The following is a 17,717-nucleotide window of genomic DNA, read 5'->3' as shown; positions in this document are numbered from 1 at the left end:
CCCTATGCAAAAAACAACCGATAAGGTACTACACCTTATCAGCTGTTAATACATATACACGCTCCATGACTGCCGTTTCTAACTGTTCTAACTTCGTTTTCGCCTCCGTCAATGTTTGTCCTTTCACTCCAAAATAAAACTTCATCTTTGGCTCCGTTCCAGACGGACGCGCGCAAAACCACGAGCCGTCCTCCAATACGTATTTTAATACGTTCGACTTCGGCAAATCGATATTTTCTCTTTCTCCTGTTTCCACATGCACTCGTTCGCTCGTCTTATAGTCTTCACGAATGACTATACGCTGATTGGCAACAACAGTCGGTGGCTCCGAGCGAAACGTAGCTAATAACGATTCAATGCGCTCCGCTCCCTCTTTTCCTTTGAGCGTTAATGAACGAAGCCCTTCTTGATAATATCCGTATCGCTCAAACAATTGCATAAGCGCCTCATATAAAGATAAACCTTGCTTTTTATAAAACGCGCATACTTCAACAGCTAAAACAGCCGCTTGAATCGCATCTTTATCTCGGGCAAAGTCGCCGATTAAATAGCCATAACTTTCTTCGTAACCAAATTGAAATACATACTCGCCTGTTTGTTCGTACTGTTTAATTTTTTCACCAATAAACTTGAACCCCGTCAACGTATCCATCGTTTCCATATCGAATGACTGAGCGATTGCACGTCCAAATTCAGATGTGACGATTGTTTTAAATACAATCCCGTTTTTCGGTAACATTCCTTTTTCCTTCTTTTGTGAAAGAATGTAATGAAGCAATAAACCGCCTGTTTGGTTGCCCGTTAAAACAACATATTCCCCTTCATCGTTTTTAACTGCAATGCCTAAACGATCCGCATCGGGATCAGTCGCAATTAACATATCAGCATCGACTTGCTTGCCAAGCTCAATCGCTAACTCGAACGCTGCATGTTCTTCTGGATTCGGGGACTTCACCGTTGAAAAATTCGGATCAGGTTGCTCTTGTTCTTTCACAACAAACACGTTGTCGTAGCCAAATTCCCTTAATCCGCGTTGAACGAGCTTATTTGCCGTGCCGTGAAGCGGTGTAAACACTACTTTCACGTCGACTTCATTCGCTAGTTCAGGGCGAAGGGAAATCGTTTTTAACTTCTGTATGTATGCCTCATCGATCTGTGCACCAATGATTTGAATAAGTCCTTTTTCTTTTAATACGTCTTCTTCTTCCACTGCAAGCTCCCATTCATTTTCAATGGCGTTGACATGTTCAATAACAACATCCGCAATGTGTGGCGGCAATTGCGCCCCATCTTCTCCGTATACTTTATAGCCGTTATACTCCGGTGGATTGTGGCTCGCGGTGATGACAATGCCGGAAAAAGCGCGTAAATGACGCACCGCAAACGAAAGCTCAGGTGTCGGGCGAAGCTCATCAAACACATACGTTTGAATGCCGTGCGTCGCAAGCGTTTTTGCTGCTTCCATCGCAAACTGTTGCGACTTATGGCGTGAATCGTATGCGATAACAACTCCTCGTTTTTTTGCTTCCTCTCCAAACGACTCGATATAGCGCGCTAATCCAGCCGATGCCTTACGCACCGTATATATATTCATTCGATTCGTTCCCGGCCCGATTTCCCCGCGCATGCCACCGGTGCCAAACTCTAACGTTTTATAAAAGCAATCCTCCAATAACTTTTCATCTTTCTCTAGTTGTTCCAAATGCGCTCGTAATTCTTCGTCTAATTGTGCTTCCTTCCAGCGCTCGTATACCACTTTCCAAGTCATGTTTATCCCTCCATATCATTGCTCATTGTAACTTATTCTCCTACTTTTGTTCAAATTCCTTTTTCATGGATAAAAAGGAGCCTCTTGCGTGAAGAAGCTCCTTTCTCGTTTAATGATATGAAGGTTCAGAAATCTCGGATAGCGCTTGTTCTGCCGCTTCATCATACGTTTGATTTGTCGCGATGTCTCCAAGCGCAACGATGCCGCAAAGCTCGTTATTTTGTACGATTGGTAAGCGACGAATTTGGTTTTTTGCCATGACTTTTGCTGCTTCGTCAACGCTCATATTTGGCGTCCCTGTCACGACATCGCTTGTCATTACTTGTGAAACGGGCGTCGAAGGGGTCAACCCTTGCGCTGTGATGCGAAGGGTAATGTCACGGTCAGTAACCATCCCTTTTACCTTTCCGTTTTCAACAACAGGAATGGCGCCAACGTTATGCTCATTCATAAGTTGTGCCGCCTCTTGAACGGATTGATCCGGTGTAACCGTTGCCACTTGGCGCGTCATAATCGATTCAACTGTATGGTTCAATATGATCCTCCCCTTTCGTCTTTTATTGTGTACGTTCATCTGTTCATTATGTAAGTAAAATATCGTCGCAATTTACATCATTTCTTTCCATGTACTATAATGAACAAAGAGCAAAACATAAAAAGGTGGGACGATGATGCATAAAGAAAATTACTTATTAGCCGCTTGGAGCGTCGCGCTGATCGCTACACTTGGCAGCCTTTATTTTTCTGAGGTACTAAAATTTATTCCGTGTGAACTTTGTTGGTACCAACGTATTTTTATGTATCCACAAGTATTTTTGCTTGGTATGGCTTTCGTACGAAAACAATTTGTTATCGCACGTTATACACTGATGTTGTCCATCATCGGTGGAACGATTTCTTTATACCATTATTTCATTCAAAAAGTTCCATTTTTCCGTGATACCGCTCCATCATGTAGCATTGTGCCGTGCACAGGAGATTATTTAAACTGGCTTGGGTTTATTACCATCCCACTACTAGCATTGATTGCCTTTATTTTCATTAGTGTAATTAGTTACCGAGTAATTCAAATGGAGAAGGAAGGGAAATACATATGAAAAAATTGCTTATTTTCGGTGGTGTAATTATCGCTTTATTTATTGCGCTAGCTTGGATTACATCATATACCCAAAAACAAAAAGTAGAAGGAAACCCGTTCGGGAAAGAAGAGCTACATCCTGCCACGATCGATCTTCTCGATGATCCGAATTACAAAAACATTATTTTGCCTGATGAATTAAGAGAAGCATTAAACAATAAAGAAACGATGACGATTTATTTTTACAGTTCAACGTGTGAGTTTTGTAAAAAAACGACACCAATCGTCGTACCATTAGCGAAAGAAATGGGAATCGACTTGAAGCAATTTAACCTTCTTGAATTTGACGAAGGGTGGAACGAATATCGAATTGAAGCAACGCCAACGATCGTACACTTTCAAAACGGCAAAGAAGTTGCACGCATAGAAGGTTATTATGAAGAAGATGTATTTCGTCAATGGTTTGAACAAATAAAATAAAAAAGCCTTCACAACGAAGGCTTTTTTACATCACCCAAGCATGAACAGGCTTCGTATACATGCTGACATATTCATCTTTCTTATGCAAAAAATGTCCAAGAGTGAGCGGAAAACTAATTCCATGCTGCTCTAGCTGTTCAACATTGCGCTGAAACAGATGTTCATAATGATCTGAAAGATGATGGAAAGAGACATAATCAATAATGACTTGTAGCGATTGTAATGCAGAAATAATCGCGAACGCCTCCTTCAGCGTACCATCATATGTGGAGGGTTCAAACTGCAATATGCCTAGCGATTGAAATGTTTCAATTTCGTTATCTGTAAAATATTTCGGGAACATGCACGTATAAAAATGTTCAATGAGTGAACAAATATATTGTTTTTGCCCTTCCGTAGCGACATAGACGGTTTTCAATTGACCTCACCTTTTTCCATTTCTTTTCCTAATCTATAACGAAATTGTAACATACCAACTGCTTTTTTGGGTTTGGTAATTTCTTGTAAAGAAAGAGTGAGACGAATGAAAGTACAGAAAAAAGGAAGCTGGTTCATATTTGACGCCCCATCTTCTTGGGTTGGCCTATCTATTGAGCAAGCGTTCCGGACAAAGTGGTTCGTTCCAAAAAAAATGTTACATGAATGGCGTATGACAAAAGGAGTAGCAATAAATGACAGACTCGTTCCTTTTCATACGATCATTTCAGCTCATGATCGCATTCGCGTTCGCATAAAAGAAGAACATATTGAGCCAACTCCAACATATATCCCGCTTCATATTATATTTGAAGATGAGCATGTGCTCGTTATTAACAAACCAGCGCATATGGACGTCCATCCGACGCACGAAGGCGAAACGAACACGCTAGCAAATGCGGTTGCATTTCACTTTCAATGCGAAGGCATTCACAGCAAAGTTCGTCATGTCCATCGGCTCGATCGCGACACGAGCGGTGCAATTTTGTTCGCCAAACATGCGCTTGCTGGAGCTATTCTCGATAAATATTTAGCGGAACGTGCCATTCAGCGCACATATATTGCTTTAGTTCACGGATATGTCAAACAGAAAAAAGGGACAATCGCAGCTAAAATCGGCCGCGATCGCCATCATCCAACGAGACGGCGCGTATCAAAAACAGGAGATCATGCCATTACGCATTACGAGCGTCTCGAATATGATAAGCAAAAAGATGTATCACTCGTTCGCCTAACGCTTGATACAGGAAAAACACATCAAATTCGCGTCCATATGAGCTATATCGGGCATCCATTAGTTGGGGATACATTGTATGGGGGAAAGCCGTGGCTTGATCGGCAAGCACTGCATGCCATCTCTCTTTCGTTTCCACATCCGTTTACGAAAGAGATTATCACATGTCGTGCCTTATACGATGAAGATGTTTTTGGAAATATAAAAAGAGGCTCGTTATTATAACGCAGCCTCTTCATTGACGTCTTTTACGATGTCTACCGTTTGCGGACGACGCGCCACTTCAATTTTTTTTACATGATGGTCGTCCAGCTGCATAACGGTGAAGACATAATCACCAAACTCAATTTGTTCTCCAGGACGAATATTATAACGCTCTGTTAACATCCATCCGCCAATCGTGTCGACATCGGTGTCATCAATTTCTAAGCCGAACAAATCATTAATTTCATGAATGAGCACTTTTCCATCTACAATTGTACGGTCCTCATCTACTTTTTGAATCAGCGGCGTCTCATCGATGTCGAATTCATCACGAATTTCCCCGACGATTTCTTCTAATATGTCTTCTACCGTCACTAAACCAGACGTTCCGCCATACTCATCAACTAAAATGGCCATATGAATACGCTCTTTCTGCATTTTCACAAGCAAATCTTGAATAGGGATCGTTTCAATTACTTGAATAACTGGGCGAATATATTCACGCAACTGTTTTCGCTCTTGACAGTTCGCAACGAGATCAGTAAACAACTCTTTCACATTGACTAAACCGAGTATATGGTCTTTGTCCCCATCAATGACAGGATAACGCGTATACTTTTCTTCACGAATCGTTTGTAACACATGTTCCATCGAATCGTTCACATCTAGCGCAACAATCTCTTTTCGTGGAACCATAATTTCTTTTGCGACTCGGTCATCAAATCGGAAAATGTTATTCACATATTTATATTCCGTATGATTAATTTCTCCGTTTTTATAGCTTGCTGATAACAAAAGACGCAGTTCTTCTTCGGAGTGAGCCAATTCTTGTTCATTAGATAGCTGAAAACCAAATAAACGAACGACTAAACGCGCAGACCCATTTAACAACCAAATAAACGGATACATGACACGATAAAACAACATAAGTGGGCGCGCTGTCCATAGCGTAATGGTTTCCGCCTTTTGAATCGCAATCGTCTTCGGTGCTAATTCACCAACAACGACATGAATAAACGTAATTATCGCAAATGCAACAATAAAAGAAGCACCATGGGCAAATGATGGCGATACATCAAACTCATCAAAAAGCGGCCGAAGCGCTCGTTCCACCGTTGGTTCTCCAAGCCAACCGAGACCGAGTGATGTCATTGTAATCCCTAGTTGATTGGCGGATAAATACTCATCTAAATGAGTAATAACATGTTTGGCTGCCACTGCTTTTTTGTTGCCTTCCTCAATGAGTTGATCGATACGTGACGGGCGCACTTTCACAATCGCAAATTCCGAAGCGACAAAAAAACCAGTAAGCGCAATAAGAAAAACGATCATCCATAAACTAAATATGTCCAACGAACGTCCGCACGCATAATGCGTGCGGATGCCACCTCCTATTGATTAATCTTCATTGTTTCCTTGTACAAAAATAAGCACGTACTTAATTAATTCTAACACCGAAATAAGCGCTGCAGCAACATACGTTAGTGCCGCGGCATTTAATACTTTATTGACTCCGCGTTCTTCTTCATTGCGAATAATACCTTCCGCAATCATATAGTCTTTTGCACGCGAACTTGCATTAAACTCAACTGGCAACGTAATAACTTGGAATGCTACCGCAAATGAGAATAAAATGATCCCTAGACCAATTAAAGAAAATTGTTGTAATAAAAACCCACCTAAAAGAAGGAAAGGAGCAATTCCAGACGTAAAATTCACTAACGGGAACATGCGATGACGTAATACGAGCGCACCGTATGCTTCTTGATGTTGCACCGCATGACCAACTTCATGAGCCGCTACCGAAACTGCAGCGATCGAACGACCATAGTACACAGGCTCTGATAAGCGAACAGCGCGAGCAATCGGATCGTAATGATCTGTAAGTGTTCCTGGCACAAGCTCTACTGGCACATCATATAAACCGTGACGGTCAAGAATAAGACGTGCCACTTCTGCCCCTGTTAAACCAGCTGAAGCAGGTACATCTGACCATTTGTTAAAGTTTCCTTTTACTTTAAACTGCGCCCAAATAGATACGGCAAAGGCGATCAAAATAAGAAAATCCATTGGATGAAAAAACATTACATCATCCCTCCATCATTTTATATTGTAATGAAAAATGAACGAAAATAAAAGAGAATACTTTCACATACATTGTATACGACTATTGTGTCCAAAAAGTTTCATAAAATCGAAAAAAACCTCGCTATAAGCGAGGCTTAAATAAATAAATTTACTTTTCCTTCTGTCGCATCTCCTAAATAAGCCGCGACCCCTCCAAGTTCAACACCATCAATTAATTCTTCTTTCTTAATGCCTAATAAATCCATTGTCATCGTACAAGCGACAAGTTTCACTCCTTGCTCTTGTGCCATTTCAATTAATTGCGGGAGCGTCATCGCGTTATGTTTTTTCATCACATGTTTAATCATTTTTGGACCGAGTCCGCCCATGTTCATTTTCGATAATCCTAGTCGATTCGCTCCTTTTGGCATCATCCAGCCAAACATTTTTTCAAGCCATCCTTTTTTCACAGACACGCTTTCTTCTTTTCGTAACGTATTTAATCCCCAAAAGGTAAAGAAAATCGTCACATCATGATCATAAGCCGCAGCGCCGTTGGCAATAATAAACGCTGCCATCGCTTTATCTAAATCACCACTAAATAAAATAATTGTTGTTTTCTCCTTCTTTTCCATTTGTTCATCTCCTTTCATTCTAGAAACAAAATACCCCAACGAATTGGGGTATTTTGTTTTAGTGTGTATGGTGAACAGCGCAACGGTTCGGACCAATTTCTAGTTCTTGTTGTTGCTCTGGCGTTGCTTCTTTGACACCACGGTTAATCGCAATAATGTCTTCAAAGTTCGGTGGTGTTTCAGAAGCTGCTGACTGCGCCACATGTTCAACGAACTCCTCTTTCGTTTTCCCTTGCATAATTTCATTCATTTGACGAATGTTGCCTAACGTATTACCGATATATCCTTGCTCATTCACTTCTTGATCAAAGTTTGCGTAGTGCGCAGGGAGAACGATGACGTCATCGGCAATTTGTGCAACTTTGTTATACACTGTGTCATACAAGTCTTTTGCCCACTCGCGCGCTTTTCCACCAAGATCTGGTCGACCAAGGCCGCTAACGAAAATAGTATCGCCTGAGAATAACAATTTATTGTTTACGAAGAACGATACACTTCCCGGAGTATGACCTGGTGTTTTAATCGCTAATACTTCTAAACTTACTTTTTCAAACTCGATGCGATCGTGATTTTCTAGCGGTTCAAATTCAAATACCGCTCCTTCGCTCTTCATTAAATAATATTTCGCACCTGTTTCCTTCGCTAATGCATATCCACCGGAAATGTGGTCTGCGTGTAAGTGTGAATCAACAATATGTGTAATTGCTACTTGCTCTTTTTCGGCCACTTCTTTGTACGCATCAATGAATCGTGATGGATCAACGATAAGAGCTTCTTTTCCTGATACGACCATATAGGAAAGACAACCTTTGCCGACTCGGATGAATTGATATACTTTCATATCTTCATTTTGATATACGACAACCGGATATAAATATTCACTCCATGCTTTCATGCCGCCTTTTAAATAAAATACTTCTAATCCTTTTTCGGCGAGCATTTCCGCAACCATCATAGAAGATCCTTCTTTTGCGCAAACGACGACGATTTTTTTATCTTTTGGCAAACGCTCTAATACTGGCTCAACACCATCAATTAATTCAAAATAAGGGATATTTAAATATTCAATTTGTTCCCCTTCAATTTTCCAATCTGCAAAGTCTGACTCATTGCGAACATCAAATAAGAAAAACGGTTCTTTATTTACAATCATCTCGTTTATTTGTTGTGCCGTTAACGCATATACTGACATATGTCATCCACCTCTCCTTTATACCTAATAGGGTATTAATGTAGATAAAAAAATTATTGTTGCAACAATTGCATAATTCGTTGAGGATCAAATCCAATCACCCAACGCCCGTTAATTTCTGTTTGCGGCACTCCCATTTGCCCTGTCGAACGAACAACATAATCAACAGCTTCAGGATGTTGATGCAAGTTCACTTCTTTAAACGGAATGCCTCGTTCAACTAGAAAATTTTTTAACAATGTACAATATGGACATGTTGTTGTTGTATATACAGTGACTTGTTTCATCTCACTACTCCTCCTTTATGTTCCGGTACTTTATATACCCCTAATAGTATTATAACATAAAGGATGAACATTTCAACATTTTTTACAAAATATCCAACCAAATTTTGATTGCCGTAGCTACAATAAGTGCTGCTAAAATAAACTGTAATATTTTCGTATTTACCTTTTTACCAACATTCGCTCCAATCGGGGAAGCAATTAAACTTGCAACAACCATAATGAACGCCGTCCAAAAATCAAATTGACCCGTCGTAATTTTTCCTACTGTTGCCCCAATCGATGAAATAAACGTAATAGCTAACGAACTCGCAATTGTCATGCGCGTTGGAATTTTTAATACGACGAGCATAATTGGCACAAGAATAAATGCACCAGCGGCTCCAACAATTCCAGCGCTCACTCCGACAATAAATGCTAATGCGGCAGCGAGCCATTTGTTGAATGTTACTTGATCAAGTGGGATGTTATCAATCCCTTTCTTTGGAACAAACATCATCACCGCTGCGATAGTAGCTAACAATGCATAAACAATATTAATGCCGCCTTCGCTCATTAATTTTGAGCCATAACCACCGATGAAGCTACCGATCAAAATGCTCGTTCCCATGTAAATAATTAACGTCTTGTTTAAATACCCACCTTTACGGTACGCCCAAACACCGCCAATCGTCGCAAATAATACTTGAATGGCGCTAATGCCTGATACTTCATGCGCGCTGAATGCCGCATAGCCTAACAATGGAGGGATATATAGCAACATCGGATATTTAATAATTGAACCACCAATCCCAACCATGCCGGAAATGAACGAACCGATGAAGCCGATGAGAAAAATCGTCACGATAAAGCCTATGCTCATGCTAGCTCACTCCTTATATTGAACATCGGGACGCATTCCCGATGTTCACTACGCTTTACGAACCCAAAATTTTAGTACATCGCCTTCTTCAATCATGTCGATCATTTCATGACCAGCCGATTTCGCCCATGCAGATAAATCGTTTTTTGCTCCTTTATCCGTGACATGAATTTCTAGCACTTGACCTGATTGTAACGTATCCATCGCTTTTTTTGTCCGAACAATCGGCATTGGACACGCTAACCCCTTTGCATCAACAACAAGATCCGCTTTCATGTTTTTCCCTCCTTAAAATGTTAACGTAATGTCAGCGTCTTTCGCAAAATCAAGGAATGTAACGGCTCCACCAACATCAATGCCGTCTACAAAATGTTCTTTTGTTAATCCCATGACATCCATCGTCATTTGGCATGCGATAAACTTCACGCCCATTTCTTGCGCCATCCCCACAAGTTCTGGAATGGATGGGACGTTCGCTTGTGCAAATCCTTGTTGAATTTGTTCTTTTCCTTCTGGTAACGGCAGTTGTTTATACGCTTCCTTATGAATTAAATTCAATCCTTCAAACGTAAAGAAAATCGCTACTTCCGCTTCCGTTGCTGCAGCTGCTGTTGCAATGTTAAATACTTTATATGCATCAAATAAACCGCCGTTTGCTGCAATAATTGCTACACGTTTTTTCATTATTCATTTCCCCCTTTAACCATTGTTCCTTTCCATTCTGTCATACCTGGAATGACGTTAAATACATGCGCAAATCCTTTTTCAGCTAATTGTTGGGCTGCAAGGTCACTGCGATTGCCTGTTCGACAAATGACGTAAATCGTCTCATTTTTGTTTAATTCATTCATACGTGTTTCTAATTGTCCAAGCGGAATATGATACGCCCCTGGTATATGACCAAACGCATATTCTGCTTCTTCACGCACATCTAAAATAAACGGTTGTTCATTGTTTTCTACTTTTCTTTGCAATTCGTCTAAAGCGACGACATGAGGGTATTTTGTTTCTTCTTTCACTTCGGTAGGATTCGCCTTACGAAGGTAATGCTTCAATACCTCCCCTTCTTCGATCGTTCCGATGTATTGGTGTCCTGTATTTCTTGCCCAACCTTGAATATCAGCAAGCGATCCTTTATCCGTTGCTTGCACCTCAAGCACTTGACCAGGTTGTAATTGCTCCATCGCCTTTTTCGTACGAACAATCGGCATCGGACACGCTAGTCCGCGCGCATCAACGACATAATCTACGTGAATTGTCACTTTACTCCCTCCCCTTTTTCAACTTCTCCTGTCCATTCGAGCATCCCGCCCGTCATATTTACGACGCGGTATCCGTAACTTTCTAACAATTGGCAAGCCATACCACTTCGATTTCCTGAGCGGCAGACAAGAATATGTTCTTGATCTTTATCCACTTCGTTCATCCGCTCAAGTAGTTGACCGAGCGGGATGTGACGAGCACCGGGAATTTTCCCTTGAGCCACTTCTTCATCCTCGCGCACATCAATAATGCTTAGCGCACGACCTTCTTTTAATTGTTGCTCTACTTCCTGTGGCAATATATGCTTCATTTTTATCACCTCTTTATACTCATAAGGGTATATTTTGTTTTAAAAAAATAAGTTATTACCATTACCTCTATGAGTATATTACAAAACCCCCACCCGTTTGTCAACCGTTTTTTTACGAAAAAAAACCTTGTGTAACACAAGGAATTAAACAAGCGTTTTATGTTCTTCTTTTCTAAAAAAGCTTCTCATCGCTTGCAGTACATCAGACTTTTGTTTCAAAATGTAGTAGCGAAACTTTTCATCTTTAATATGCTTATATGCGGACATAAGCGTGGAATGGCGATTGTACTGATTTACTTCCCCGTATCCAAACATATTCGATACTTTCATTAACTCTTGCACGAGCTTCACACAGCGCGCGTTATCGGATGTTAAGTTGTCGCCATCGGAAAAATGAAATGGATAAATGTTATACTTCGTCGGTGAATAGGTCGTTTCAATGACTTCAAGCGCCTTTCGATACGCTGATGAACAAATCGTTCCACCGCTTTCCCCTTTTGTGAAAAACTCTTCTTCTGTTACAACTTTTGCTTCGGTATGATGAGCGATAAAAACGATATCTACCGTTTCATATTTTGTTCGTAAAAAACGCGTCATCCAAAAGAAAAAGCTTCTAGCCATATATTTTTCCCATACGCCCATTGAGCCGCTCGTATCCATCATCGCAATAACAACCGCTTTTGAATCAGGCTTAATGACTTCATTCCACGTTTTAAACTTTAAATCTTCCGGATAAATCGGATAAAAGCCTGGATTGCCGCTTAACGCATTTCGTTTAAAGGCAGCCATCATCGTTTTTTTCTTATCAATATTCCCCATGAGCCCTGTTTTACGAATATCATTAAATTCAATATGCTGGACAACATGATCAGCGTGTTGTTTTTTCTTTAAGTCTGGAAGTTCTAATTGACTGAATAACGCTTCTTCAAGCTCCATAAGCGACACTTCTGCTTCATAATAGTCTTGCCCTGCCATATCGCCAGCTCCTTGACCTTTCCCCGGTCCTTTTTGACCGTCTCCAGATCCATCTCGCGCAATAACATCGCCAACTTGACTGTCCCCATCTCCTTGGCCGACGTGCTTATTTTTGTCATAGTTATAACGAATTTTGTATTCATCTAGTGAACGAATCGGAATTTTTATGACGTCTCGACCGTTGGACATAATAATACTTTCTTCTGTAATTAAATCTCCAAGGTTGTTTTTAATAGCTTCTTTCACTTTTTCCTCATGCCGTTTTTGATCATCGTGGCCTTTTCGATGGAGGGACCAATCTTCCTTTGACACAATGAAATTTCTGCTCATTTTTTCCCCTCCTACATATAAGATAATGATGCACATTTTCCTTTGTTCTCGCATACACTATGTTGGCTTGCAAAAATCATTGATGAATGGTTGGTTACTTTATCCTATGCCGCGACCGAAAAAAATTGACAAATGATTTCGAAAATTACTCGAATCCCTTTCTGTTGGACAAGCCTGTTTTCTAAAATGATAAAACAAAGCATGCCAAGTGCGGCATGCTTATCTGTTTAATAAACTTCCAACATAACGAAGCAATTCATTTGCCGAAGTGGAATTGTAACCGTACTCGTCAATCAAACGGGCGACAACTTCATTAATTTTCTTTAATTGTTGTTCATCCGGCGTTTTTGTTGATGTCGTAATTTTGACGATGTCTTTCAAATCAGCAAATAGCTTTTTCTGAATCGCTTCGCGTAACCGTTCGTGTGAATTATAATCAAAACGCTGACCTTTGCGCGCATATGCCGAAATGCGAATTAAAATTTCTTCACGGAACGCTTTTTTCGCATTTTCTGAAATGCCAATTTGTTCTTCAATCGATCTCATTAGCTTTTCATCTGGATTCATTTCTTCTCCCGTTAGCGGATCGCGAATTTTCGCCTTGTTGCAGTACGCTTCCACATTATCTAAGTAATTGTCCATCAACGTTTTCGCCGATTCTTCATATGAGTAAACGAACGCTTTTTGCACTTCCCGCTTTGCAATTTCGTCATATTCTTTTCGTGCAATCGAAATGAAATTTAAATAACGTTCCCGATCTTCTTTTGAAATAGACGGGTGATGCTCTAATCCTTCCTTCAATGCCCGTAATACATCTAGCGCATTAATGGACGGCACTTCTTTTCGAATAATACAAGACGAAATGCGATTAATGACATACCTCGGATCAATGCCGCTCATTCCTTCGTCTGGATGTTCTTTTTTCAATTCCTCTACATCAACTTCATTAAATCCTTCGACAAGCTCGCCATCATACAAGCGCATTTTTTTCACAAGGTCAATATCGCCACGCTTCGGCTCTTTCAAACGTGTTAAAATTGTAAACATCGCCGCCACCCGCAACGTATGTGGAGCAATATGCACATCCGCCACATCGCTTTCACGAATCATTTTTTCATAAATGCGTTCTTCTTCTGACACTTTTAAGTTATACGGAATTGGCATAACGATAATGCGCGAATGAAGCGCCTCGTTCTTTTTATTTGCAATAAACGAACGATACTCTGTTTCGTTCGTGTGGGCAACAATCAATTCATCTGCACTAATAAGCGCAAAACGTCCTGCTTTAAAGTTTCCTTCTTGCGTTAAAGAAAGCAAATGCCATAAAAACTTTTCATCGCACTTTAACATTTCTTGAAATTCCATAATGCCGCGATTTGCTTTGTTTAACTCCCCATCAAAACGATATGCGCGCGGATCCGATTCTGACCCATATTGAGCAATCGTAGAAAAATCAATGCTTCCCGTTAAATCAGCAATGTCTTGCGACTTCGGATCGGACGGGCTAAACGTCCCAATTCCAACGCGCTTATCTTCTGAGAAAAAAATGCGTTCGACCATCACATCTTCAATGCGCCCGCCATATTCTTTTTCAAGCCGCATCATATTTAATGGCGACAAATTCCCTTCGATACGAATACCGTACTCTTTGTAAAACTCATCGCGCAAGTTGTGCGGAATTAAATGAAGCGGATCTTCATGCATCGGACATCCTTTAATGGCATATACGGCGCCACGATCCGTATATGAATACGCTTCAAGCCCCCGTTTTAACATCGTCACAAGCGTCGATTTCCCGCCGCTGACTGGCCCCATTAACAACAAAATGCGCTTTCGAACATCTAAACGTTTGGCAGCTGGATGAAAATATTCTTCCACAAGCCGCTCTAACGCTTCCTCAAGTCCAAACAATTGCCCGCTAAAAAAGTTGTACTTTTTCTTTCCGTCTATTTCTTCTACCCCTGCATCTTTAATCATATTGTAAACGCGAGAATGAGCAGATTGAGCTACCCACGGCTTTTCTTTTACGATTTCTAAGTACTCCGCAAATGTGCCTTCCCACTTTAATTTTTGTTCTTCTTCTCTATATTTTTGTATTTTTTTTAAAATGTCCATACAAGGACCTCCTCCACCTTTGATGTCTAGCGTCATGATTAATACCATATGTATGCGAGGATGTCCGTAATCATTCGCGAAAGTATGACTTTCATCTCAACGTGCAATTAAGCTATAATGAAAGCGTGGACATTTTATTGTCACTTCATAAGGGAGGAGATTTCATATGAAAACGCTTCTTGTTCTTGGCGTCATTTTCGCCTTCTTGGCTGCGATCTTTACAGCAGGATATAACGATAAGCCGGAAGTAAAAAATTAAGCGACTTTCATTCGAAAGTCGCTTAAAATACGTTTGGAAAGTTTTGTTGTCTTAACGCTTCGTACACGAGAATGGCTGCTGTGTTCGATAAATTGAGTGAGCGAACGTATTCGTTCATCGGAATGCGTAAACAACGTTCCATATTTTTTTCGATTAAGTCTTTTGGCAATCCACTCGTCTCGCGACCGAAAACGAAAAAGTAATCTTTCGTTTGATCACTATAGTCAAACGACGTGTAGTATGTTTGACCAAACTTTGTAATAAAGAAAAATTCGCCTTCTTTATATTTATCAAAAAGCTCTTGTAATGAATCGTAATAGTGAATATCTACATATTCCCAATAATCTAATCCGGCACGCTTCAACATTTTATCATCCGTTGAAAATCCGAGTGGACGAATTAAATGTAACGACGTTCCTGTTGCTGCACATGTACGTGCAATATTACCCGTATTCGCTGGAATTTCTGGTTGATATAAAACGACATGTAAAGCCACATTCTTCACTCCTATGTGTGATCAATAATATGAAAAAATTTATATTGAATATTTGGCGTATAAGCCGTGGAATCTTCATACGACCAATAACGCATGCGACTATTGGACGTATGGGCATTGACGAGCGGCATCCCTTGTTTATCTTTGGCGACGACGATCGTCGTATGATCAAACCGCCCGTCCCCTTGAAAATCATAACAAATGACATCACCGAGAGACAACTGTTCTGGCGATTTTTTTTCAACTGCTTGAATACCTGTTTTCGTTCCACTTAAATACCAACGAAATGCATGCGCAACCGTCCACGTATAGCTCCAATCGTTTTTTCGCATCCACCATCCTTTCGTTTTATTTGGATATCCGATCATCGGAATACCGCCCGCATGCAAACATTGAGAAACGAAATTTGTGCAATCAACAGGGAATTGATGAAACGCGGGGTTATAATCGTTCCACCATACTTCAGCATATTTCACCGCTGCCAGCCGATCATACGTATAACGAACTCGTTCATCTTCATGACGTTCTTGTTTTTTTTCCATTTGCTCTGTCTTGAGATGAGGCACAACAAGATGGTCGCTCACAAGCTTACCACGTTCAAAAATGGCTTCCCGTACCTCTTGTTTCTCCTCGACATACATCCACCCGTCTTGCCAAATAAAAAAACGGAAATGAACGATGTAGCGGACGAACGTGTGAGGGGCAATATGTTTCTTTTCTATTACGACTCCTTTTCCTTCGCATTTCACAAGCTTCGCCTGTCGCTTCGCAAGCAGTTGCTTTTTTCGTTCCATTTCCTCATCCGTCACATTAGCCGCAAAAAAGGAACGAATACGCTGATCGAGAAGGGCGTGTAGCTGTTTTCTCATCTCGCTCACCACTTTTACCTTTTTTACTACGTTATGTCGTAAACAATAGAAAAACAACTACACTCTTTTAAGCATCGCTAACGCGTTATCAATTTCTCGAATAACGTCCTCATCTTGTTCTTTTTCTTTTGCTTGCTGCAACATCGGCACAACTTTCCTGTTTCCGATTTTCCCAAGCGCCCACGCCGCGGTTCCGCGAATGACAGGACGTGAATCTTCCTGAAGCAGTACGAATAAATCATCTATCGCACTCTCATCTTTATAATGAGCCAATGCAATGATCGCATTCCGTTGAATCGGTTTTTTCCCACGCCATGCCCCCGATAAATGCCCAAACGTCTCTTTAAATTGCCGATTCGTCATATGAAGAATTGGTTTTAATAGCGGTTTCACCACTTCCGGATCGGGTTCCATCTCTGGATGAAAGTGAAAGTCTTTTCCTTTATTTTTTGGACAAACGAGCTGGCACGTATCACATCCGTACAATCGATTACCAATTTTATCGCGAAACTCATCAGGAATAAACGTTTTCGTTTGCGTTAAAAAAGCGATACATCGTTTCGCATTCAACTGTCCCCCTTGCACAAGTGCGCCTGTCGGACAAGCATCAATGCAGCGCGTGCACGTCCCGCATTGATCTTCAATTGGCGCATTCGGAGGAAATGGGATATTTGTAATCATTTCTCCTAAATATACGTACGATCCAAACTCTGGCGTAATAATTGAGCAGTTTTTCCCACTCCACCCGATACCTGCACGCTCGGCTACCGCCCGATCCGATAACTCCCCGGTATCGACCATCGATTTTACTTTTGCATCTGGTACACGGGTGAGAATAAATTGCTCTAGCTTTTGCAGCCGCTCGCGTAAAATGATGTGATAATCTTGTCCCCAAGATGCGCGACAAAAAATGCCTCGACGTTCTTTTTTTGTACTTCGTGGAGCGTTTTTCAATTTTGACGGGTAGGCAAGGGCGATCGCAATAATGGACCGCGCTTCTTCCAGCAATAAAGATGGAGTTGTTCGTTTGTCAATATCCGGCTCTTCAAATCCCGATTCATAACCGAGTCGTTGTTGCTCACGCAGCCGTTCTTTTAATTCGCTAAACGGATCAGCACTGGCAAAACCGATTTTATCGATACCAATCGTTCGACTATATTGAATAATTTCCTCTTTTAATGCAGCAACGTCCACGTATGAGTAAAATGTTTGTGGGAGAAAAAAAGACAGGTTCCTGATTTGGTATAATAAGGAACCTGTCAGATATGTAAGCAAAATAGATGAAAAACGGGCTCTCCTCCTGGTAAGGTAGTAAGTGCA

21 protein-coding genes are annotated in these 17,717 nt (G+C 40.9%); 3 read left to right on the top strand and 18 right to left on the bottom strand.

The genetic code is table 11. The annotated features are described in order from the left end of the window. Positions 1 to 28 precede the first annotated feature (28 nt). Together K1I44_RS07260 and K1I44_RS07255 are read right to left on the bottom strand one after the other, a co-directional pair. Entirely contained in the window at positions 29 to 1,768 is a 1,740-nt protein-coding gene (locus K1I44_RS07260) for a phospho-sugar mutase (RefSeq protein ID WP_219985748.1), read from the bottom strand. Positions 1,769 to 1,877: 109 nt separating this feature from the next. Continuing rightward, on the bottom strand, positions 1,878 to 2,342 hold the full coding sequence (locus K1I44_RS07255; protein WP_080629244.1) for a CBS domain-containing protein: 465 nt from the start codon (positions 2,340 to 2,342) through the stop codon (positions 1,878 to 1,880). Between the two features lie 94 nt (positions 2,343 to 2,436). Here K1I44_RS07255 and K1I44_RS07250 point away from each other — a divergent pair, with 94 nt between their 5' ends. Continuing rightward, positions 2,437 to 2,865, top strand: a complete 429-nt coding sequence (locus tag K1I44_RS07250; RefSeq protein WP_035045488.1) for a disulfide oxidoreductase — start codon at positions 2,437 to 2,439, stop codon at positions 2,863 to 2,865. After that, positions 2,862 to 3,326: a thioredoxin family protein gene (locus K1I44_RS07245; protein WP_003399004.1), complete on the top strand. Its 465-nt coding sequence runs from the start codon at positions 2,862 to 2,864 to the stop codon at positions 3,324 to 3,326. Before K1I44_RS07250 ends, K1I44_RS07245 begins: the two co-directional genes overlap by 4 nt. Positions 3,327 to 3,351: 25 nt before the next feature. Here K1I44_RS07245 and K1I44_RS07240 read toward each other — a convergent pair whose 3' ends face one another. Next, complete coding sequence (locus tag K1I44_RS07240) at positions 3,352 to 3,744, bottom strand: DUF5365 family protein (protein WP_219985747.1); 393 nt, start codon at positions 3,742 to 3,744, stop codon at positions 3,352 to 3,354. Positions 3,745 to 3,849: 105 nt separating this feature from the next. On the opposite strand from K1I44_RS07240, the gene K1I44_RS07235 reads away from it, so the two are divergent. After that, complete coding sequence (locus tag K1I44_RS07235; protein WP_219985746.1) at positions 3,850 to 4,761, top strand: RluA family pseudouridine synthase; 912 nt, start codon at positions 3,850 to 3,852, stop codon at positions 4,759 to 4,761. Here K1I44_RS07235 and K1I44_RS07230 read toward each other — a convergent pair. The 15 genes from K1I44_RS07230 to queG all read right to left on the bottom strand — a co-directional run bounded on the left by K1I44_RS07230 (position 4,756) and on the right by queG (position 17,591). Then, complete coding sequence (locus tag K1I44_RS07230; RefSeq protein ID WP_219985745.1) at positions 4,756 to 6,093, bottom strand: hemolysin family protein; 1,338 nt, start codon at positions 6,091 to 6,093, stop codon at positions 4,756 to 4,758. The two genes, K1I44_RS07235 and K1I44_RS07230, sit on opposite strands and share 6 nt — an antisense overlap. Positions 6,094 to 6,138: 45 nt before the next feature. Further along, positions 6,139 to 6,825 (bottom strand): zinc metallopeptidase, encoded by a 687-nt coding sequence (locus K1I44_RS07225; protein ID WP_003398996.1) that lies wholly within the window; start codon positions 6,823 to 6,825, stop codon positions 6,139 to 6,141. Between the two features lie 137 nt (positions 6,826 to 6,962). Next, positions 6,963 to 7,442, bottom strand: a complete 480-nt coding sequence (locus K1I44_RS07220) for a DsrE/DsrF/DrsH-like family protein (RefSeq protein ID WP_003399194.1) — start codon at positions 7,440 to 7,442, stop codon at positions 6,963 to 6,965. 58 nt (positions 7,443 to 7,500) lie between these two features. Beyond that, a complete protein-coding gene (locus K1I44_RS07215; RefSeq protein ID WP_003399186.1) occupies positions 7,501 to 8,634 on the bottom strand; it encodes an MBL fold metallo-hydrolase in 1,134 nt (377 codons plus the stop codon). 53 nt (positions 8,635 to 8,687) lie between these two features. Further along, positions 8,688 to 8,921 carry a glutaredoxin family protein gene (locus K1I44_RS07210; RefSeq protein ID WP_003399184.1) on the bottom strand — a complete coding sequence of 78 codons (234 nt, stop codon included), beginning with the start codon at positions 8,919 to 8,921 and terminating at the stop codon, positions 8,688 to 8,690. 82 nt (positions 8,922 to 9,003) lie between these two features. Further along, entirely contained in the window at positions 9,004 to 9,780 is a 777-nt protein-coding gene (locus K1I44_RS07205; protein ID WP_219985744.1) for a sulfite exporter TauE/SafE family protein, read from the bottom strand. Between the two features lie 48 nt (positions 9,781 to 9,828). Continuing rightward, positions 9,829 to 10,056 (bottom strand): sulfurtransferase TusA family protein, encoded by a 228-nt coding sequence (locus K1I44_RS07200; RefSeq protein ID WP_003399180.1) that lies wholly within the window; start codon positions 10,054 to 10,056, stop codon positions 9,829 to 9,831. Between the two features lie 12 nt (positions 10,057 to 10,068). Beyond that, positions 10,069 to 10,464, bottom strand: coding sequence for a DsrE/DsrF/DrsH-like family protein (locus tag K1I44_RS07195; protein WP_003399177.1), 396 nt, complete (start codon positions 10,462 to 10,464; stop codon positions 10,069 to 10,071). After that, positions 10,464 to 11,042 (bottom strand): sulfurtransferase TusA family protein, encoded by a 579-nt coding sequence (locus K1I44_RS07190; protein WP_219985743.1) that lies wholly within the window; start codon positions 11,040 to 11,042, stop codon positions 10,464 to 10,466. The genes K1I44_RS07195 and K1I44_RS07190 overlap by 1 nt, the downstream gene beginning before the upstream one ends. Further along, the gene (locus tag K1I44_RS07185; protein ID WP_003399172.1) at positions 11,039 to 11,353 is read right to left on the bottom strand and encodes a rhodanese-like domain-containing protein; all 315 of its coding nucleotides are present in this window, start codon (positions 11,351 to 11,353) and stop codon (positions 11,039 to 11,041) included. The genes K1I44_RS07190 and K1I44_RS07185 overlap by 4 nt, the downstream gene beginning before the upstream one ends. 144 nt (positions 11,354 to 11,497) lie before the next feature. After that, positions 11,498 to 12,658: a sporulation protein YhbH gene (gene yhbH / locus K1I44_RS07180; RefSeq protein ID WP_003399168.1), complete on the bottom strand. Its 1,161-nt coding sequence runs from the start codon at positions 12,656 to 12,658 to the stop codon at positions 11,498 to 11,500. A gap of 219 nt (positions 12,659 to 12,877) precedes the next feature. After that, complete coding sequence (locus K1I44_RS07175; RefSeq protein WP_219985742.1) at positions 12,878 to 14,773, bottom strand: PrkA family serine protein kinase; 1,896 nt, start codon at positions 14,771 to 14,773, stop codon at positions 12,878 to 12,880. Between the two features lie 281 nt (positions 14,774 to 15,054). Continuing rightward, entirely contained in the window at positions 15,055 to 15,528 is a 474-nt protein-coding gene (trmL, locus tag K1I44_RS07170) for a tRNA (uridine(34)/cytosine(34)/5-carboxymethylaminomethyluridine(34)-2'-O)-methyltransferase TrmL (RefSeq protein ID WP_370627970.1), read from the bottom strand. Between the two features lie 11 nt (positions 15,529 to 15,539). Then, complete coding sequence (locus K1I44_RS07165) at positions 15,540 to 16,397, bottom strand: amidase domain-containing protein (protein WP_219985741.1); 858 nt, start codon at positions 16,395 to 16,397, stop codon at positions 15,540 to 15,542. Between the two features lie 57 nt (positions 16,398 to 16,454). Then, positions 16,455 to 17,591 (bottom strand): tRNA epoxyqueuosine(34) reductase QueG, encoded by a 1,137-nt coding sequence (gene queG, locus K1I44_RS07160; RefSeq protein ID WP_219985740.1) that lies wholly within the window; start codon positions 17,589 to 17,591, stop codon positions 16,455 to 16,457. Positions 17,592 to 17,717 lie beyond the last annotated feature (126 nt).

Origin of the sequence: Anoxybacillus sp. ST4, assembly GCF_019448545.1 — a bacterium.
GTDB classification, from domain to species: domain Bacteria; phylum Bacillota; class Bacilli; order Bacillales; family Anoxybacillaceae; genus Anoxybacillus; species Anoxybacillus pushchinoensis.
This window is presented reverse-complemented; position numbering and strand designations above follow the sequence as displayed.